At 64.6% G+C, this 19566-nt stretch carries 13 protein-coding genes and 1 tRNA gene; 3 read left to right on the top strand and 11 right to left on the bottom strand.

The genetic code is table 11. The annotated features are described in order from the left end of the window. The first annotated feature begins 31 nt into the window (after positions 1-31). Positions 32-1570: a DHA2 family efflux MFS transporter permease subunit gene (locus ABIE56_RS00560; RefSeq protein WP_429241879.1), complete on the top strand. Its 1539-nt coding sequence runs from the start codon at positions 32-34 to the stop codon at positions 1568-1570. Between the two features lie 213 nt (positions 1571-1783). Next, entirely contained in the window at positions 1784-2554 is a 771-nt protein-coding gene (locus ABIE56_RS00555; protein WP_429241878.1) for an energy transducer TonB, read from the top strand. On the opposite strand, the gene ABIE56_RS00550 is transcribed toward ABIE56_RS00555, so the two are convergent. From ABIE56_RS00550 to ABIE56_RS00535, 4 genes are all read right to left on the bottom strand, one after another. Beyond that, entirely contained in the window at positions 2548-3846 is a 1299-nt protein-coding gene (locus ABIE56_RS00550) for an acetamidase/formamidase family protein (RefSeq protein ID WP_429241877.1), read from the bottom strand. The two genes, ABIE56_RS00555 and ABIE56_RS00550, sit on opposite strands and share 7 nt — an antisense overlap. A gap of 76 nt (positions 3847-3922) precedes the next feature. After that, positions 3923-6925 (bottom strand): TonB-dependent receptor, encoded by a 3003-nt coding sequence (locus ABIE56_RS00545; RefSeq protein ID WP_429241876.1) that lies wholly within the window; start codon positions 6923-6925, stop codon positions 3923-3925. Between the two features lie 232 nt (positions 6926-7157). Then, positions 7158-7544: a TraR/DksA family transcriptional regulator gene (locus tag ABIE56_RS00540; protein ID WP_429241875.1), complete on the bottom strand. Its 387-nt coding sequence runs from the start codon at positions 7542-7544 to the stop codon at positions 7158-7160. Between the two features lie 378 nt (positions 7545-7922). Next, positions 7923-8972: a permease gene (locus ABIE56_RS00535; protein ID WP_429241874.1), complete on the bottom strand. Its 1050-nt coding sequence runs from the start codon at positions 8970-8972 to the stop codon at positions 7923-7925. An 83-nt stretch (positions 8973-9055) separates the two neighbouring features. Here ABIE56_RS00535 and selD point away from each other — a divergent pair, with 83 nt between their 5' ends. Further along, the gene (gene selD, locus ABIE56_RS00530; protein ID WP_429241873.1) at positions 9056-10096 is read left to right on the top strand and encodes a selenide, water dikinase SelD; all 1041 of its coding nucleotides are present in this window, start codon (positions 9056-9058) and stop codon (positions 10094-10096) included. Positions 10097-10194: 98 nt separating this feature from the next. Here the strand turns inward: selD and ABIE56_RS00525 are convergent. The 7 genes from ABIE56_RS00525 to fdnG all read right to left on the bottom strand — a co-directional run bounded on the left by ABIE56_RS00525 (position 10195) and on the right by fdnG (position 19269). Next, a tRNA-Sec gene (locus ABIE56_RS00525) sits at positions 10195-10290 on the bottom strand. Positions 10291-10301: 11 nt separating this feature from the next. Beyond that, positions 10302-12236 carry a selenocysteine-specific translation elongation factor gene (gene selB / locus ABIE56_RS00520; protein ID WP_429241872.1) on the bottom strand — a complete coding sequence of 645 codons (1935 nt, stop codon included), beginning with the start codon at positions 12234-12236 and terminating at the stop codon, positions 10302-10304. Next, positions 12233-13636: an L-seryl-tRNA(Sec) selenium transferase gene (selA, locus tag ABIE56_RS00515; RefSeq protein ID WP_429241871.1), complete on the bottom strand. Its 1404-nt coding sequence runs from the start codon at positions 13634-13636 to the stop codon at positions 12233-12235. Before selA ends, selB begins: the two co-directional genes overlap by 4 nt. 33 nt (positions 13637-13669) lie before the next feature. Next, the gene (gene fdhE / locus ABIE56_RS00510) at positions 13670-14617 is read right to left on the bottom strand and encodes a formate dehydrogenase accessory protein FdhE (protein ID WP_429241870.1); all 948 of its coding nucleotides are present in this window, start codon (positions 14615-14617) and stop codon (positions 13670-13672) included. Then, positions 14614-15273 (bottom strand): formate dehydrogenase subunit gamma, encoded by a 660-nt coding sequence (locus ABIE56_RS00505; protein ID WP_429241869.1) that lies wholly within the window; start codon positions 15271-15273, stop codon positions 14614-14616. The genes fdhE and ABIE56_RS00505 overlap by 4 nt, the downstream gene beginning before the upstream one ends. Next, positions 15270-16187, bottom strand: coding sequence for a formate dehydrogenase subunit beta (fdxH, locus tag ABIE56_RS00500; protein ID WP_429241868.1), 918 nt, complete (start codon positions 16185-16187; stop codon positions 15270-15272). Before fdxH ends, ABIE56_RS00505 begins: the two co-directional genes overlap by 4 nt. A gap of 10 nt (positions 16188-16197) precedes the next feature. Next, entirely contained in the window at positions 16198-19269 is a 3072-nt protein-coding gene (fdnG, locus tag ABIE56_RS00495; RefSeq protein ID WP_429241867.1) for a formate dehydrogenase-N subunit alpha, read from the bottom strand. Positions 19270-19566 lie beyond the last annotated feature (297 nt).

The following is a 19566-nucleotide window of genomic DNA, read 5'->3' as shown; positions in this document are numbered from 1 at the left end:
TTCCAGCGCGGCTTGGCACTAAGCTGCGCGCATGACGAAACATGCCCCCGAGGAAAGCCGCGCCACCTCCGTCGACTGTTCGGAAGGCGCACGCCGTTGGACGCTCGTGGCCGCCATCATCGGCTCAGGCATGGCTTTCGTCGACGGGACCATCGTCAACGTCGCGCTGCCGGCGATCCAGCGCGCGATGAACGCGACGACGGCCGACGCCCAGTGGGTCATGGAATCGTACGCACTACTGCTTTCGGCGCTGCTGCTGGTGGGTGGCGTGTTGGGCGATCGCTTCGGGCGGCGCAGGGTGTTTGCCATCGGCGCGGTGGTGTTCACGCTGGCCTCGCTGGCATGCGCCGCGGCTCCCGGTATCACGGCGCTGATAGTCGCGCGCGGTGCCCAGGGTCTTGGCGCCGCGTTACTCGTGCCGGGCAGCCTTGCCCTCATCACCTCGGCGTATCCCAAGGAGCGGCGCGGAAGAGCCATTGGTACGTGGTCGGCGTTTAGCGGTGTCACCGCGGCCCTTGGTCCGGTATTGGGCGGGTTCCTTGTCGAGCATTTCTCGTGGCATTGGGCGTTCCTCATTAACCTCCCGCTCGGCATCGCGCTGGTGTTGATCTGCCTGTGGCGGGTGCCGGAAAGCCATGGCGCGGAGGCCGGGCATATCGATATGCGTGGCGCCATGCTTGCGACCATTGGCCTCGCTGGCGTGGTCTATGCGCTGATCGAGGCGCCGTTGCTCGGCTGGCAGGCGGCCCCGGTCTATGTGGCGGCGATCATCGGTGTTATTGCGCTTGCTGCCTTTGCGTTCGTCGAGCAGCGTGCCAGTTCGCCCATGCTGCCCCTGGCGCACTTCCGTGACCGCAACTTCGCCGGTGCGAACCTGTTGACGTTCCTGCTGTATGCCTCGCTGGGCGGCAGCATGTTTTTCGTGCCGCTGAACCTGATCCAGGTGCAGGGCTACGGCGCGACGGGCGCGGGCGCGTCGTTGCTGCCTTTCATCGTCATCATGTTCGCGCTGTCCCGGGTGGCCGGGCGCCTGGTCGATGTGGTGGGCGCGCGGCTGCCGCTGGTCGTGGGGCCCACGGTAGCGGCCGTGGGCTTCGCCCTGTATGCGCTGCCGGGCGTGGGTGGCTCGTACTGGTCGACCTTCTTCCCGGCGTCGGTCGTCCTGGGCCTTGGCATGAGCATCACCATCGCGCCGCTCACCACAACGGTGATGAATGCGCTGGACCCGTCCCTGGCGGGCACCGCCTCGGGTGTGAACAACGCGGTCTCGCGCGTGGCGGGGCTCATCGCCATCGCCGTGTTCGGCGTAGTGCTCACCCACGGCTTCGATGTGGCGCTGCGAGCGAGCCTTGCGGCCATGCACCTGCCGCGCGACGCGGTGGAGGCGATCATGGCGCAGCGGGCGAAACTGGCCGGCATCGAGCTGCCGCCGGGTGCGGAAGCTGCCAGGCGCGTTGTTGACGAGGCGTTCGTCGCGGGCTTCCGCCAGGTGATGATTCTTTCTTCTGTGTTGGCGGTGCTTGCAGCGGCAGCCGCGGCGTTGATGATCCGCGACAAGGCGAAGCCCTAGGGCGTGCAGCGGTCGCGTCGGAAGATGCCGGCGGCAACACCCACCCGGTTGCCATCGCGCATACCGTACCTCCGGCGTTCCTGCTCCTGAGGATGCGAAGGGGTCAATCCGGCACATAGGTCTTCCGCGCTAGGCTAATGGAATCGCTGGTGCTGAGTGGTTTGTCGTTAGAATGCTCGTCCAGCGGGGTCTTCCAACAGGGCGGGAGGGGCGATGCGATCGTTGAGCGTTGTACGCATGGCGTGCGTTACCCTGCTGTGTGTGGCCGCTGCCGCCCATGCGTCGGACGTAACCATCGAGACCGTGCTGGCGCAGGCTTCCGCCATGAACGCCACCCCTTCAGGCAAGCAGTACAACGCCATGCTCTACGCCGGGACGGGCATGGACAACACCAAGGCCAGCATCCTCCTGTGCGCTTCGCTGTACCCACAGGAAGACATGGAAGGCATGGTCGTCAGTGGCGTGGTGTTTCCCGGTGGCGTCATGCGCTATGCGCGCGTGCTGCCGGATACGCCCTTCACCCAGTGTTTCATGCGTCGCTACGTGAACCAGCAATTCCCGCCGCTGCCGGTGACCATGGACGCTTTCCCCCTGGCGCTCGTGATCGACCTGGCGACAGGCCATGCCAGCGATCCGTTCACTTCGTTTACAAAGAAGAGCAGCCGCGATGCGGTGACCAGGGCGAGTGCGCCCCTGTATGCGCCGCGACCGATCTACCCTAAGGATGCTGTGACAGATCGCGCTACGGGAAACACGATGGTGTTGATCGTCTTCGGCAACCTGGGCACGCCCACCGCTGTGCAGATGGAAAAGAGCAGTGGCGATCCGCGCCTCGACGCGGCGGCGCTTTACGCGGCGCGGCACTGGGTATTCCGGCCGACGCTCGGGCGGCGCCTGAGTGTGCGGGTGCCGATCAACTTCGATCTGAAGACCACCTGCGGCGATGGCTGCGCAAAAGCATGGGAGCCGGTCGACGATCAGTGAGCGGATGTGGCCTGTTTTGGCGGTAATACGGCCTTGTTGATGCGCGCGGCCACGCCCACGCTGCGGCCGGCCAGGTTGGGCACTGTGTAACGCAGGGCCGTGCCGAGCACCTGCGCCGCCTGCGACAGGGTCAGGCCGTAGTCCTGCTGCAGCCACTGCACCATGCCGCCGCTTGCGGCTTTCAGGGCGTCGTCCAGCGAGCCGGCCTGGCTGAGCACCATGATCTCGCCCGGTGACTCGACCCGTGGCATCGAGATAGAGCGACCCTTGACCAGGTCCACGGTGATCGTGACATCCATTGAGGTCTCCAGCGCGTATTGCGTGGTCTCGCCATCAGCCTGCAGCGCGTGCGCATCCCCAAGGTAGAGCAGGGCACCGGGCTGTTGTACGGGAAGATAGACGGTGTTGCCGGCGATCACTTCGTTGAAATCCATGTTGCCGCCGTAGCGCCCCGTGTCGCCGGTCGATACCGGCGGCGTGCCAAAGCCGGGCGCCACCGCCATGCCGCCCAACATGGGTTTTAGCGGCACGCTGTAGTTCGCCAGCGCGCCCGATGCGTTTTCGGGATGAGCGCGGTTGGTCTTGTGATCGAGGAGCCAGCGCACCGGCTTGCCAAGGTCCGAGGCCTTGGCTACCAGCGGCGTGGCGAGTGCCCGCCCGACGATCGTATCGAGGCTGTCGGCGTAATCGCGGTTGAGAGACAGGCGGCGGATGTGCACCACGAGGGTATCCCCAGGCACCGCACCGGCGATGAAAAATGGTCCGGTCTGCGGATTGCCAAACAAGGCACGGGTTTTTCCGTGCTCATCCACGCCGCCTGAATCGAGCGTGGTGGTGTGGATGGTGTCGCCCGGCCACACGACCAGGACGGGAGGTCGGTCGGCATCCCACGTGTTGGAGTAATCGCTCGGGGTGTAGTCGAAGGTTCGGGCGCCGCCGGACCTGTCGGGAACACGCCAGGCTGTGGCCTTGTGGTGGGCGCGTGCACCAGGATCGTTGGTGTCAGGCAGGTCCGCATCGCCCGATAGCGTGTTTCCTTCCCGCCGAAGGGCGTAGTGGGACTGCCGCCCGGATGTTTCGGTGACGTTGATCTGCCAGGTGCCGCCATGGTCCGTGCCCTCGGCGCGGTCGCCGTCCAGGCCGCCGACCAGCCTGCTACCCCGGGCATCCAGGGTGAGCGTAGAAAAGGCGGGCGTGCCCCACAGATCGGTGCGCAGAATCCAGGTTTCCTGCGCGCAGGCGGGAAATGCCAGCACGAACGAGAGGGCGAGCAACGTTAGGCGGCGTGGCATGGAAACCCCGATAGCGTGACTACAAGTGTAGTCAAGCTATCGGGTGGTTGCAGCGGGTGTCAACGTGACCTATGGCTCAGAAGTCGTAACTCACCCCAAAGCGCACATAGCGTGGAAGCTGGCGCACCTGGGCCTGGCCGTACTGGGGATCGGCCACACCCGGGTCGGTCTGCGAATACGGGTAGATGTTCAGCGGGCGCTGCTCGTTCGCTACGTTGAACACGCTGGCGGTGAAGGCAAGCTTGCCGTCGGCGAAGGCTGGGCGGTAGGTCGTGCCGATATCCAGCTGGCGGATCCATGGCAGGCGGCCCTGCGACCCGGGCGGTGACGGCTTGCCGTCGCAATAGTGGTACGAGCCGCCGTACTTGCCCGGGTCGGTGAAGTCCGGTCCGTAGTAGCCAAGGCAAATCTTCGGGGCGCCCGAAACTAGGCTCAGGTTCGCGGATACGAGCCACTCCGGCGTGAGCTGGTAGTAGCCATAGAGCTTGAGCTGGTGGGTGTGGTCGTTATTGGTGACCCCGTTGGTGTTCTCCATGATGTAGCTGTTGTCCCAGTCCTCGCTGGTGGAGGCGGCGGTCTGCTGCAGGTCGGAGCGCAACTGCCCTTCGGTATTGCCATAGCTGCGGGAGAACACGTAGTCGAGCTTGGCGTACCAGGTGCCATCGAACGGGTGTTCGAGGAAGCCCTCCAGCGCGTAGTAGCGGCGCTTCAGGCCCTGGAATCCAAGTTCCTCGTTGCTGAGCGGCACGTTCACCACATTGCCGTTGGCATCGATCAGGTTGAACGTATTGGCGCGGCCCGGGTTGAACAGATAGCAGCTGTTGGTTGAGGTCACGTCGTAGCCGAGTGCCGCGGCTTTGGCCGTGATCCGGTCCACATCGCAGTAGTCATCAATGGCACTGCGCAGGATGCGCTGCGTCGCCTTGGCGCCGTACACCCAGTTGGCGCCCGCGCTCTTCTGGAAGCCAAGGATGAATTCATCCTGGTACTCCGATTTCAGGTTCTTCGCCGTGACAGTGCGTGGATCCGGGAGTACGCCGTAGTAGTTGTTTGACGATACCGGCGCCGAGAAGGCCGTGAGGTTGGTCGGCAAGCCCTGCGAATCGATGCCGCCATAGGTGAAATACTGCGACGTGCTGAGCGAGGCGCCCGCAGCGTTCAAGCCCGGGTTCAAGGGCAGGCCGAGGTAGTAACGGCCGGCGTTGCCGAACACCTTGAAGCTCGCATCGCCATTCACATCCCAGCTGAAGCCCAGGCGCGGCGCCCACTGCGGGCGGTGTTGCGATACGTACGATTCGCCATCGCGGTTGAAGTTCTCGAACTGGTCGTTGCGCAGGCCCAGCGACAGTAGCCAGCGGTCGCTGACCTGCCACTTGTCTTCCACATACTGGGCACGCTGTGTGGCGCGCACGCTGGCGAGCGAGCTGACGACGTGGCGCACCACATAATAACCTTCCTGGCCGTTCGGGAAGCCGCCGGTGGCAGGCACGCCCAGGCCCGTGGAGATGGGGGTGTTGGGATCGGCCTGTCCGTAGGTCCAGTAATAGCCATCGCCCGAGGCGGTGGAGCCCTGGTCAATGGCTTGCGTGACCTGGTTGTCGATACCGGCGCTAAGGGTGTGGTCACCGAGGGTGTAGGTAAGATCGATGCGCGTGTTGTTGCTACGCGTGCTGCGCCCCGGGTTGATCACGGTCTGCACGGTCTGGTTGTTACCGATCGGCGTGCCGCCATTGAGTGCGGGGTTCTGGTTGATCAGCCCGTCGGCATACGTCAGCGAGCTGTCGTAAGCGCCCGGCTGATCGTACTGGTCCAGCTTCATCTTGCCGTAGAGCGCGGAGATCGTGAGGTTATCGGTGATGTAGCCCGTGTATTTCGCGGTCCACAGGTCGCCGCCGGTCTTGATGTTGTCAGCGCTGCCGATGCGCTCGCCACGCTGCAGCGTGTTGTAGTCGTAGTCGTAGATGGTGCCCTGGGTCTCGCGCTTGCTGGAAGCGCCCGTGACTTCGAGGATGTTGTTGTCGGTGATATTCCAGTCGACCTTGCCGTACCAGCGGGGCGAATCGTAGCGGTAGTGGTTATCGGGACTGACGCTATCCACCGCGTTGTGCGTATCCGCTTGCTCGCGTTCGAATTCACCGGCCAGCAAGAAGAACAGCTTGTCCTTGATCAGCGGGCCGCCGACGTAGCTGCTGACCGTGGTGACCCAGTCGCGGTTCTGTCGGTTGGGTTTGTACAGCGAGCCGGCCACGGGCGAGGCGGGCAGGCCGTTGGTGTAGTAGGTGTTGACGCTATCGGCCCGCGCGAAGTCCGGTTCCCACAGGATCTGCGCGCCGTAATGCCAGTCATTGGTACCGCGCTTGCCGACCTGGTTGATCACGCCGCCGTCGGAACGGCCGTACTGGGCGCTGTAGCCGCCGGTGTAGACCTCCTGCTGGTCGATGGCGCCATAGGGCAGGGAGATGCCGCCCATGCCGCGCTGCGGGTCGGTTACGTTATACCCGTTGATGTAATAGGCGTTCTCGCTGGCCGCCGATCCGCCAAAGCTGTTCAAGCGGGCGCCGGTAGGGCCGGTGTAGCCGCCGCCGTTCGATACGACGCCCGGGGCGAGTCGCGCGATTTCATCCGCATTGCGTGCGAGGGGTAGCCTGGCGAGCTGGTCCGCGGTGATGACGCTGCGCGAATCCACGGCGGCCACATCGATCGATGGCAAGGCATTATCCGTTACTGTGACCGATTCGAGGTTTTGCGTGGGCTGCGGGGTAAACGAGACATCCACCGAGGCGCCCACCCGGAGCGTTACACCGCTGCGCTTTTGCAGTTCCGTGCCGGCCTTCTTCAGCGTGACCGTATACGTGCCAAGCGGAAGCTGGCCCGCGGCGTAGCGGCCTTTCTCGTCCACGGCCACCTCGCGGCTCAGGCCGGAATCACCCTGGATGAGCACGGATTCGCCCGTCTCGATCGGGGCCTGTCCGGTGATGGTGCCGGTGGTGGACTGGGCGTTTGCCTGGGCCGAACCGAGGATGGTAACCACCGCGATGAACAAGCGGCTACGGGCGGAAAGAACGACGTTCTGCTTCAAAAGAGCTTCCCCTTGGATATCCGGAGTGAGGCGCGTTGGCGGGCATCGCGGATGTTGCGATGCGGCAGCGCAGACAAGGAATATCGAATAGACGTCTATATGTCTAGACGTGCAAACGTGAAGTGTCCGTCACGATGGAAACATAGCGTTTCCCGTGACGAACACTGGGGAGGCGAAAGGGGTTCCCATAGGCCGGGAATCGGCCTATGGTTGGGGGTTGGCTGCGGTCGGCTTACAGGCCGCGGCGAGCATTGCGCTCGCGTACTTCGGATTCTTCGACGGTATAAATGGATTCCGGTACGGCTTCGAGGCGGGCGCGGGGGATGGGCTCGTCGCTCTCATCGGAGAGGCCATACGTGCCCTCGGCAATCTTCTCCAGGGCGCGGTCGATGATTTCCAGCCGGCCTTCACTGTGCGCGAGCACGGCCTCGTCGTTTTCCTGTTGGGCGAACCGGTTGCCGTCGTCACCTTCATCCTGGGGCTCGCCGCCGGCCGAGGCCTGCCAGGCCTGTTCGTCGGATCCTGCGGCGTTGCCTACGGAAACCAGCTGGCGGCGGAGCGCGACCAGGCGCTCCTTCTGGTGTGCGATGAAGGCGGCATCGAGATGGTGGCTGGACATGGTGGCTCTCCGTGGGTGGATCATGGTGAAACGCGTGGTTTAGCAGGGAATGGCGGAGTAGGCTTGTCAAATCGCATCCAGTCCCAGCCCTGGACCGTACGCCATGCAGCGTGAGCCCCACATCCATTGCCCGCTCTGTGGGTGGGAACCGAAAGCGGATTCCCGGTGGATCTGCGCGCCCGATGAGCCTGGTGCCGGGTGCATGACCCGGTGGAATGTGTTCTGGACTGGGGGGTGCTGCCCGGGCTGTGGGCACCTGTGGCGGATGACCGCTTGTTACGAATGCAACAAAGCGACGCCGCTGCGCGACTGGTATCACTACCCGAGCGACGCAGAGCGGGTGATGGCGCTTGCCCGTGAGGTGGAGGCGAGCCTGCCTTAACGAAGTCCCGTGGCGAAGGCGAGGTATCCGGCCAGGATGCCAAAGGCGACCACCGCGGCCGCGAGCGCCACGAGGACGCGCAACGGCAAGGAGCGCCCTAGCATGGCAAGCGATGGCAGGCTCACCGGCGGAAGCGTCAACAGCAACGCGGCTGCAGGGCCGGCACCCATGCCCAGTGCCAGCATGGCCTGCACGATCGGGACTTCGCCGGCGGTGGGGATAACGAAGAGCATGCCGGCCACGGCGAGGCCCGCGATCCAGTACCACTGGTTACCGACATCCGGCCCGATGTGCGGGAACAACCATGCGCGGGCGGCCCCCAGGGCGAGCACGATCACCACGTATTCCGGAATGAGCCGAACGGTCATCCTTACGAAGATCTCGAGCCAGCGGCGCGCGATACCAGCCGCCGTGCGTGTCCCGGTCTCGACAGGGATATCCACGGGCGCGGGCGCGACGGTATCCGTCATGCGATTCGCGAGCCAGCCCAGGCCGAACACCATGGGGATGGCAAGCGCGATACGCAGCCCCACCCAATGCCACCCGAGCACGACGCCGGTGAAGATCAACGTGGCCGGGTTGAGCAGGGTATTGCTGAGCCAGAACGCGACCGATGCGCCGGGTGCGGCCTGCTGCGTGCGCAGCCCCGCAACAACGGGTGCGGCGCAGCAGGTACACATCATCCCGGGAACGCCGAGGAGGCCGCCGGCCACGGTGCTGCCAAACCCCGTGCTGCCCAGCCACCGCCGGATCGCATTGGCGGGGAGGAGCGCCTGTACCGCCGAGCCGAGCAGAAGGCCAAGCAGCATGGCCTTCCAGATGGCCTTGCCGTACGCCAGCGCGTAATCGACGGCCGCTCCCCACGAAGGCGAGGGTGCGGTGGCGGCTTCGCCCATCAGGATGGAGTGGCCGATCGAATGGTTTGCGGCGGCATCGAAGGCGCGCCCGTAATACGGATACCACTTCACGTAGAAAAGCCCGGCCACGACCAGGAGAGCGAAAAGCGCCCAGCGAATGCCGTTGCCTTTGTGCGCTGCGACGTTCATGGCTTTCCCCGATGGACCGACCGTGGGCTATGCTGCACCACATCCGGTCGGCCGCGCTATCGCGCATTTGTATGGATTTGCCCATGAATTCCATTCGTTTGACGGAACTTGCCCATGGCGGCGGTTGCGGATGCAAGCTGGCCCCCGCCGTGCTGCAGGAACTGCTGGCGAACAAGGCGCCCGGCATGCCCTTCGCACAGTTGCTGGTCGGTAACGAATCCAGCGACGACGCGGCGGTGTGGCAGGTGGATGAGCGCACCTGCGTCATCGCCACGACAGACTTCTTTATGCCTGTCGTCGATGATCCGTACGACTTCGGCCGTATCGCGGCGGCGAATGCGCTATCCGATGTTTACGCGATGGGCGGCAAGCCGATCATGGCGCTGGCCATCCTGGGTATGCCGCTGGGCAAGCTCGATCCTGAATCCGTGCGGGCGATTCTCGCCGGCGGCGAATCGATCTGCGCCGAGGCCGGCATTCCCATCGCCGGCGGACATTCCATCGATTCGGCAGAGCCCATCTACGGCCTCGCCGCTATCGGCCTTTGCACGCCTGCAGAAGTTCGCCGCAATACCGGCGCCAGGGTGGGTGATGCTCTGATCCTTACCAAGGGCATCGGCGTGGGTATCTACTCGGCCGCCTTCAAGAAGCAGGCGCTGGCGAAGGATGCCTACGACGAGATGATCGCTTCCACGACGCTGCTGAACCGCATCGGCCACGAGCTCGCGCAGGATGCCGATGTGCATGCGATCACCGACGTGACCGGGTTCGGCTTGCTTGGCCATGGCATGGAAATGGCACGCGGGAGCAGCGTGCGGCTTCGTATCGTGGAAGCGGATGTTCCGTGCCTGTCACAGGCGAAGGCGCTGATCCAGGCGGGCTACGCGACTGGCGCATCGGCACGGAACTGGACCAGCTATGGGGATGGTGTGGCGTTGCCGGATGCCTTGCCACCGTGGCGTCGTGATCTGCTGACGGATCCGCAGACGTCTGGCGGCTTGCTGGTGGCGTGCGACGGAAGGCAAGCCGGGCGCATCCTGGCGACGATCAAGGCGGCGGGCTATCCGCTGGCCAGTATCATTGGCAGCGTGGTCGAAGGTGCACCAGGCATTCACGTCGCCTGACCTGTAGGAGCGCGCTTGCGCGCGATCCGGCCAGCGGAGGCACCTATCGCGCGCAAGCGCGCTCCTACAGTGTCAATGCGTGGTCGTGGTGGCAGCGATGGCGGAAGAGCATGGGAGTCGAACCCACCCGAAACAGTCTGGCTGCCTCACCCGGATTTGAAGTCCGGACGCCCCACCGGGGACGTTGCTCTTCCATGGATCGTGGTTAGCGCGCGGGTGGCGCGAACAGGTCCTTGTAGTCGGCACGGATGCTACGCACCGTGCCGCGATTCAGCATAACACCCTGCCTGTCGAAGAACTCCAGGATCTGGATGGCGACCTTCCTGCCATTGTCCAGGCGGTCGCGAAACTGCGCGGCGGTGAAGCGGCCATCGGGCACCTGGCGTGCGATATCCAGCGCGATCAGCACCATTTCGTGCACGACCTCGCGCAGGAAGAAATGATCGTGGGCGATCTCGTCGGCAAGGCCGCGCCGTGCCGCCGATTTCATTCGTTGCCGCACGTCGGCCTCGGGGCGGCCGATCAGGCCGGCGATATCGCGCACCCGTGGTGGGCGGAAGCGTGCTTCGCCACCAAGCAAGGGGGCGATACTACGCCACGCTGCCTCGTCCTCCGCGCTCGCCACGGGGACATGACTTGCCAGGCGCACGAAGGCACCATCGCGTGTGACCTGTCGGCGAACATCGGCATGCAACAGCGCCTGGGTAAAGGCGGGCGCGGAAAGTCGTGGCTCTGTCGCGCGACGCAAGGTTTCGCGCGCCATGCCTTGCAGGTCGGGATGCTCGGCATGGAACGCCGCCAGTCGCGCCGTCATCGTTTCGATCACCCCTTGCCACTGGGCGGCGTTTAGCGCGAGCCGCTCGTGGCCGGCATCAAGGATGACTGGCGACAGGGTTTGCGCGAGTGCGTCCAGTGCCTCGGCGGAAAGCACCCGGTCACGGGCGAAGGCACTGAGGTTGCGCGCGTGTGGGGCGGTATCCAGCAGCTTCGCGAGTGTCGCGCAGGCGTCGGGCTCGGCCCATGCCGCGCGCTCTGCGACCCGTGCGGCTGTGCGGCGTTGGCGGCCCGGTGCGCGCAAATCCATGAAGAACCCTCCGCCGATCGTGCGCTGGGCGGTGGTATCGCGCAGCACGAACCGGTCCAGGGACGCAGCTGCGATGGGGTGGTCGAGCACCAGTTGCACATCCGCGGTATCGCCAGGCCGTAACTGCTCGCCTTCGAGCAGCACAATTCGTACGCCTGTCTCCACGGCGGCGTGGTGCAACCGGGCAGGAAACCATGAGGTGATGGCGCGGGGTTCACCCGGTAGCAGCCGAAGCCGGGCATCGATCCGATCGGTCGGCGCATGCAGGAACGGATCAACCACCATGTCGCCACGGTGAATGGCATCTTTCGTGATGTCGGGACCCGCCAGGTTGAGCGCCACGCGGTCGCCGGCGCAGCCTTCCTCGGCTTCCTGGTTCTGGGCGTGTATCGAGCGGATACGTGCCGACAGCCCGGAAGGGCTGATGACAACGGGGTCCTTCAACTGCACGGCGCCGGAAAGCACCGTGCCGGTCACCACCACGCCCACGCCTGTGAGCGTGAACACGCGATCGATCGCCAAACGGAAGCGCGCGTCATCGCGATGGGTGTGGCGCGTCCACGCCTCCGCGGCCAGGCGCTCCCTCAGCGTGTCGATGCCGTCGCCGCTGATGATCGAGGCGGGAAGGATGTCCGCGCTGGCGAGGCACGTGTCCCTAAGTGCGGCGCGAATCTCGGTAGTCACCTCGGCGAGGCGCTCTGGCGTGACGAGGTCCATCTTGGTGAGGGCAACCACGCCGTGGCGTATGCCCAGCAGGTCGAGGATGGCCAGGTGTTCGACGGTCTGCGGCATCACGCCGTCATCGGCCGCCACCACGAGCAGGGCGACATCGATGCCGGTGGCGCCGGCAACCATGGTGCGCACAAATTTTTCGTGCCCCGGCACATCGATGAAACCGATAGTCGGGCCATCTGGCAGCGGAAGGTAGGCAAAGCCCAGGTCGATCGTGATGCCTCGCGCCTTTTCTTCCTTTAGCCGGTCGCCTTCCACGCCGGTAAGGGCCCGGACCAGCGATGTCTTCCCGTGATCGATATGCCCAGCGGTGCCGACGATCATGCGCGCCCAGTCAGGTTCGACAGGAAGATATGTTCGTCGGCCTCATCCAGGCAGCGCAGATCCAGTTGCAGCGCGCCGTCGGTAATGCGGCCAATCACTGGACGCGGCAGGCCGCGCCACGCAGCGGCAAGTTCATCCAGCGTGCGCTGGCTGCCATTCGGGTGGATCTGCAATGCGGCGCTGGGCAGCGTATCCAGCGGAAGCGCGCCGGAACCCACCTGGCTGTTGCACATACCCACCTCGACGCGAAACGTTTCGCCCAGGTGGGCGGCCACGCGGTCGCGCAGCCGGCCAGCTTGCGCCGCCACGTCATCGCGCGATCGGGCAAGGAAACGTAACGTCGGCAGCCGCTCAGCAAGCCGGTCCGGGTCGCGATACAGGCGGAGCGTGGCTTCGATGGCAGCCATGCGCATCTTGTCCACGCGAAGCGCACGCTTCAGCGGGTTACGGTTGATCGCTTCGATCGATGCGCGGCTGCCCACGATGAAACCGGCCTGCGGGCCACCCAGCAACTTGTCGCCCGAGAATGTCACCAGGTGCGCGCCCTCGGCCACGGCCTCGCGTACCGTGGCTTCGCGCGTTACGCCGTACGCCGAAAGATCCACCAGGCTGCCGGAGCCGAGGTCGTTCAGCAGCGGAATGCCGGCGGTGTTCGCCATGTGGGCAAGGTCGCGGGCACTCACTTCCGCCGTGAAACCCTCAATGCGGTAGTTCGAGGTGTGCACCTTGAGGATGAGCCCGGTGTTTGCATCGATCGCGTTGCGGTAATCCGCGGCGTGCGTGCGGTTGGTGGTGCCAACCTCCACCATGTTGGCCCCGGCACGCGCCATGATATCGGGCATGCGGAAGGCGCCGCCGATCTCAATGAGTTCGCCGCGCGAAACGATCGCGCCATGACCGAGCGCGAACGTATTGAGGCAGAGCAGCACGGCGGCCGCGTTGTTGTTGACCAGCGTGGCGTCTTCGGCGCCGGTGAGTTCGCGCAGTAGCTCGCGCACGTGATCGTCGCGCTCGCCGCGGGCACCTTCTTCCAGGTCGTACTCCAGCGCCACCGGGTGACGCATGGCCTCCGTGGCGGCCGCGATCGCCGCTTCGGCCAGCAGGGCGCGGCCAAGGTTCGTGTGCAGGACCGTGCCGGTCAGGTTGAATACGGGGCGCAGGCTGGCGGGGCGGCCTTCGAGTTGGCTGCGGGCACTGACAAGCAAGGCGTCGATATCCGGCACGGCCGCCGCGCCGCTCCGAAGGGCATGGCGGGCGCCTTCCAGTGCGGCACGGATCGCATCTGTGGTGGCGATGCGCCCATGGGCCTCGAGCAACGGGACCGCCTGCGGCGAAGCCAGCAGGGTGGCCACGGCCGGGAGCTGGCGCAAGGGGCTTGGTGCGGAATCGGCCATATCCATGCCCGCAGCGTAGCCCCATCGTGCGGAGGCTGGCTAGTCGATATCGGCGCTATCGCCCGCCAGCAGGAACGGATTCGGCGCATGCCGGGCAAAGCCGGCCTCGGCGATAAGCAGGTCCAGGCCCAGCGATGCCAGGTCGTCGGCCACCGGGTCGGCCTGCATGTCCTGCACCTGGTAGATCAGCTTGCTGTAGGTGTGGCACTCGCCGCAGGTCTCCGCTTTCACCAGGCCGTTGTCGCCCTCGATCGCCTGCACCTGCAACGTGCGGGTGCCTCCGCAGGTGATGCACGTAGCGCGCACGTGGTTCCACGCGGTGGCGCACAGCGAGCAGTGCAGGTAGCGCGTGCCGGGCGTGAGGCCGCTGGCGGTGACCACGCCGGCGACACTGGGCGAGCCGCAGCATGGGCACAGGCTGCGTTCTTCAAGAAGGCGCAGGTCGCTTGCGATCAGCCGCGCGGCGGAATCCACGAAGTACACCTGCAAGGCCCCGGCGATATAGACCGCGGCCGCCGTTTCGTCGGCGCTGACCCGGCCGCGGAGGAAGTGGTCCGCCAGCCGTTCCAGCTGGGTGTCATCCATGGCGCGTAGTTGTTCAATCGCCTCGACGGCCGGCGGCGGCAGTGGCGTGGCCTCGATCTCGGCGAGGAGCAGGCGCAGGCCTTCCCGCCAGGCGGGATCACGCGGGTGGCCATCGGCTGCCAGCGGCGGTAGGCGGGCCTCGACCAGGCGCGTTACTTCCTCAGGGCGCAGCGAACCCGCCGGGGCGAGCGTCGTGGCGACCGCGTGCTGGGCGCGTGCCACCGTGGCCATGAAGCGGAGCCACTCCTCAAGCGGATGCCCGCCGGCAAGCTTGTCCAGGCGCGCCGCGGAGGCCAGGAACCGCGTTGCCCGAAGCGGCAGTACGATCGGCTCGGGCGCCTTGACGCCGGCATGCGACGGGCCGCTCCATTTCGCATTGGGTGGTAACTCGGCTTGCTTCACGGATGCTTCCCGGGGGTGTCGTCACCGCGACGATAACCGATGACCTGGCGGAACCACTTGCGATGGTGGTGCCACGCCCAGCCAGGCGTGACCCAGCCCTGGGTCATGCTGCGCACGGAATGGCGGATCCAGATGCCGGCGTAGATATGGGTGACCAGCACCAGGATGGCGGCGAACGCGCACAGGCTGTGGATCAGGACGGCGACCCGCTGCGTCTCGATCGACGTGGCCTTGCCGAAGTAGACCTCCCAGATCAGCAGGCCGGTCACGAAGAGGATAGGGATCAGCAGCGCCATGGACCAGAACACCAGTTTCTGGCCGGCGTTATTACGGCCGATCGGCGGCACCTTCTCATCATCGTTGGCGACGACGTGCACGATGGCTTTGGACCACTCGACATCATCGCGGTTGGGCAGGTTGTGCCGCCAGAACTGGATGAACATGCCGATCCAGCTGACCACCATGCACACGCCGAACCAGGGGTGTGCCGCGCGCGTCCACTGGCCGCCGCCGAACAGTTCCGAGAACCAGAACAGGATGGGGTGGAACATGGAGAGCCCGGAGATCACCAACATCACGAACAGGATGGCGTTGATCCAGTGGTTGATGCGGTTCACCGTGGTGTACCGCGTAATGGCGTTGGCAGGACGGGTCATGGCACCTGTTCCTCCTCGGTCTCGCGGATCTCGTTGTTCGCCTCGGCCTCGTCTTCCTCCGTCGTGTCATTCGGCCCGATCGTGATCCAGTGGAAGAACCCGGCCAGCGCCGCCAGGGCAACCGCAGCCACGGCCAGCGGCTTATACAGGCCCTTCCACGCCTGGACGAGGTAACTGATATGTGGCTTATCGGGCAGGCCCGAATAAAGCGAGGGCTTGTCAGCGTGGTGAAGCACGTACATCACGTGCGTGCCTTGCACCTCGGGCGGATCGTAGAGGCCGGCCTTGGCGAAGCCGCGCTCCTTGAGATCGACGATGCGCTCGGCGGCCTGGTGCTGCATGTCGACCTTCGAGCCGAACATGATGGCGCCGGTCGGGCAGGCCTTCACGCACGCCGGCTCCAGGCCCACGGTAACGCGATCGGAGCAAAGCGTGCACTTGTACGATTTGTGGTCTGTCTTGCTGATTCGCGGGATGTTGAACGGACACCCCTTCACGCAATAGCCGCAACCGATGCACTTGTCGCTGATGAAATCGACGATGCCGTTGGCGTACTGAACGATGGCACCCGGTGCCGGGCAGGCCTTGAGGCAACCCGGGTCCTCGCAGTGCATGCAACCATCCTTGCGGATGAGCCACTCCAGGTTGCCCTGTTCGTTTTCGTACTCGGCGAACTTCATCAGGGTCCATACGCTCGGCCCCAGGTCGTTGGGGTTCTCGTACGAGCCTTCGAAGTGGCCGATCTCCGGGCGCAGGTTGTTCCACTCCATGCACGCCGATTGGCAGGCCTTGCAGCCGATGCAGCGGCTCACATCGATCAGCTTGGCCACCTGGTCTTCGTGGTTGCGTGTAGCCGGTGGCGTCATGGTGGACGCGGAGCGGCGGACGTAATCCTGGGATTGAAGGTCAGACATGGCGTACGCCTCAGGCCGCGGGAGCCGACGTCTTTTCGACGTTGACGAGGAACGCCTTGAACTCCGGCGTCTGTGTGTTGGCATCGCCCACGGAGGGGGTAAGTGTGTTGGCGCCGTAACCCTTCCTGGCCTGGCCGGTGAAACCCCAATGCAGCGGCACGCCGATCACATGCGTGGGCTTGCCATCGACGATGAGTGGCTTGATGCGTTTGGTGACGTAGGCCTTGCAGATCACTTCGCCGCGCTTGGACGACACCTTGACCCAACCACCCTGGGCGATGCCTTTTTCCTTCGCCAGCACCTCGCCGATCTCAACGAACTCCTCCGGCTGCAGGATCGCGTTGATCAGTGCATGTTTGGTCCAGAAATGGAAATGCTCGGTGAGGCGGTACGTGGTGGCCACGTATGGGAAGTCTTTCGCCTTGCCGAAGTTCTGCCGGTCGTGATCGAACACCCGGGCCACGGGGTTCGCGCGTACCTGCGGGTGCAGCACGTTCTCCACGGGCGATTCCATGGGCTCGTAGTGCTCGGGGAACGGGCCTTCGGCCATCAGGTTGCGCGCGAACAAACGGGCGACACCTTCAACGTTCATGATGAACGGGCCATCGTTCGCGGAAGGCTTTTGTGTCACGACATAGTCGGGCACATCAATGCCGACCCACTTCGTGCCGTTCCATTCGACGATGGGCCTCTTCGGGTTCCAGGCTTTGCCATCGGGATCGGCGCTGGCGCGGTTGTACAGGATGCGGCGGTTGGCCGGCCACGCCCACGCCCAGTTCGGTGCAATGCCTTGCTCGCGCGGATCGGTCGCATCCCGCCGGGCCATCTGGTTGCCCTTTTCAGTGAATGAGCCGGCGAAGATCCAGCAGCCCGACGCGGTACTGCCATCGTCACGCAGCTGGCCGAAACCATCCAGCAGCGTGCCGGCCTTGGAGGTGGCATTGGTGGCCGGATCGGTCACATCCGCGAGGAACCGGCCGTTCATTTCCTTGGCCAGTTCTTCCGGGTCGGGCTCCCACGGATCGGTGTACTTCCAGGTCATGCCCAGCAGCGCATCCGGGAAGGCACCGCCTTCCTTTTTGTAGAGCGCGCGCAGGCGCTGGAACAGGCCGGTCATGATCCAGATATCGGATTTGGCGATACCCGGCGGATCGGCCGCCTTCCAGTGCCATTGCAGCCAGCGGGCGGAATTCACCAGCGAGCCGTTTTCCTCGGCGAAACAGGTCACCGGGAGCTGGAAGACCTCAGTCTGGATATCGTGCGGTTTGGCAGGGTTCTGCGGGCCGAAATCCTGCCAGAAGCGCGAGGTCTCGGTATCGAGCGGGTCCATGGTGACCAGGAACTTGAGCTTGCTCAGGCCAGCGCGGATCTTGCCGCGATCGGGGAAAGCCTGCAGGGGATTGAAGCCCTGGCAGATATAGCCGGTGAGCTGGCCGTTGTTCATCATCTCGAAGGCCTTGATGATGTCGTACAGCGGCACGTCGAGCTTGGGCAGCAGGTCGTAGCCCCAGTTCGTTTCCGCCGTTGCGGCATCGCCGAACAAGGCCTTCTGCAGGCTGACCACGAACTTCTTCGTGTTCTGGTAATAGCTGGTCTGGCCCGGACGAAGCGGCTTGAACTGCTTCGTCTTCATGTACTCGTCGAAGCTGGTTTCCTTGTCGTTGGGGAGCGTCAGGTAGCCCGGCATCTGGTTCGATAGCAACCCGATATCGGTGAGGCCCTGGATGTTCGAGTGCCCACGCAGCGCGTTCATGCCGCCGCCCGCCACGCCGATATTGCCCAGTAACAACTGCACCATGGCCATGGAACGGATGTTCTGCGCGCCTACGGTGTGCTGGGTCCAGCCGAGTGCGAACAGGCTGGTCATGGCCCGGTCGGGTGCGGATGTGCTGGCGATGAGGTCGCAGATGTACAGGAATTTGTCCTGCGGGGTACCGCAGATGCGTGAGACCATCTCCGGCGTGTAACGGGAAACGTGCTGCTTCAGCAGGTTGATGACGCATCGTGGGTCTTGCCAGGTGTCATCGGCTTTCGCGAAGCCGTTTTCGTCCAGCTCATAATCCCAGGTGGTCTTGTCGTAACTGTGGGTCTGGTCGTTGTAGCCACTGAACAGGCCTTCCTGGAAGGTAAAGCCGTCCTGCACGATAAGGCTCGCGTTGGTGTAACTCTTGACGTACTGGTGCTGGATCTTGTCGTGGGTGAGCAGGTAGTTCATCAACCCGCTGAGGAACGCGATATCGGTACCCGGGCGGATGGGCGCGTAGTAGTCGGCCACCGAAGCGGTGCGCGTAAACCGCGGATCGACCACGATGAGCTTGGCACCGTTCTCGATCTTCGCTTCGATCACCCATTTGAACCCGCACGGATGCGCCTCGGCGGCGTTACCACCCATGACGATCACGACATTGGCGTTCTTGATGTCCTGCCAGGTGTTGGTCATCGCACCGCGACCGAATGATGGGGCCAGACTGGCCACCGTCGGTCCGTGTCAGACGCGCGCCTGGTTATCGAACACCACCATGCCGAGGGAGCGGGCTACCTTCCAGGTGAGGTAAGCGGTTTCACTGGAGGATGCGGAAGCGGCGAGCATGCCGACGCTGGTCCAGCGGTTCACCGTGGTGCCGGCCGCATTGGTCGTGATGAAGTGCTTGTCGCGGTCGTCCTTCATCAGCCGGGCGATGCGATCCAGGGCGAAATCCCAGGACACCTCCTCGAACTCGGTACCCCCGGGCCGGCGGTAGCGCGGCGCCTTGAGCCGGGTAGGGGCGTGGACGATATCGAGCAGGGCAGAGCCCTTCGGGCACAAGGTGCCGCGGTTCACCGGATGATCCGGATCGCCCTCGATATGGATGATGTTCGATTTGGCGTTCTTCGCCTTGTCGCCCATGCTGTAGATGAGGATGCCGCACGCCACCGAGCAATAGGTGCACGTGTTACGGGTCTCGGTCGCGTGGGTGAGCTTGAAGGGGCGGACGGCGGCGGCTTGCGCCACGCCCGATGCCCCGAACCCGATCATGCCGAGGCTCGATGCAGCGAGCCCCATGCCTGTCAGTTTTATGAACTCGCGGCGGGTGAGTGCCATCGCAAGAACTCCGTCGGAAACCTGGCTGGATCGCCACCCCAGGGGGCGGCCACTGGCTTACGTTCCTCAAGGAGGGGCCGGGAGGCCTGGCCCATCCATGGCTGAACTTACCACGATCCTACAAAGGCCGGGGGGCGGTTTCCTGCACAAAACGCGCCTGCTGGCTCGTTGTCCCGACCGGTCGTCGGTCGCGTGGCCCCGGGCTACTTTGGCCGAGCTTTCGAGACCGCGCGTTCTCACTATTTCGTCGCGTTCCCTCCCCCTACCCAAGCGCGCGTTACGCGCATACCATCGGTC

Source organism: Luteibacter sp. 621, from assembly GCF_050435445.1.
In the GTDB taxonomy this organism is placed as follows: domain Bacteria; phylum Pseudomonadota; class Gammaproteobacteria; order Xanthomonadales; family Rhodanobacteraceae; genus Luteibacter.
The sequence above is the reverse complement of the archived record's forward strand: the minus strand, read 5'-3'. Positions and strand labels throughout refer to the sequence as shown.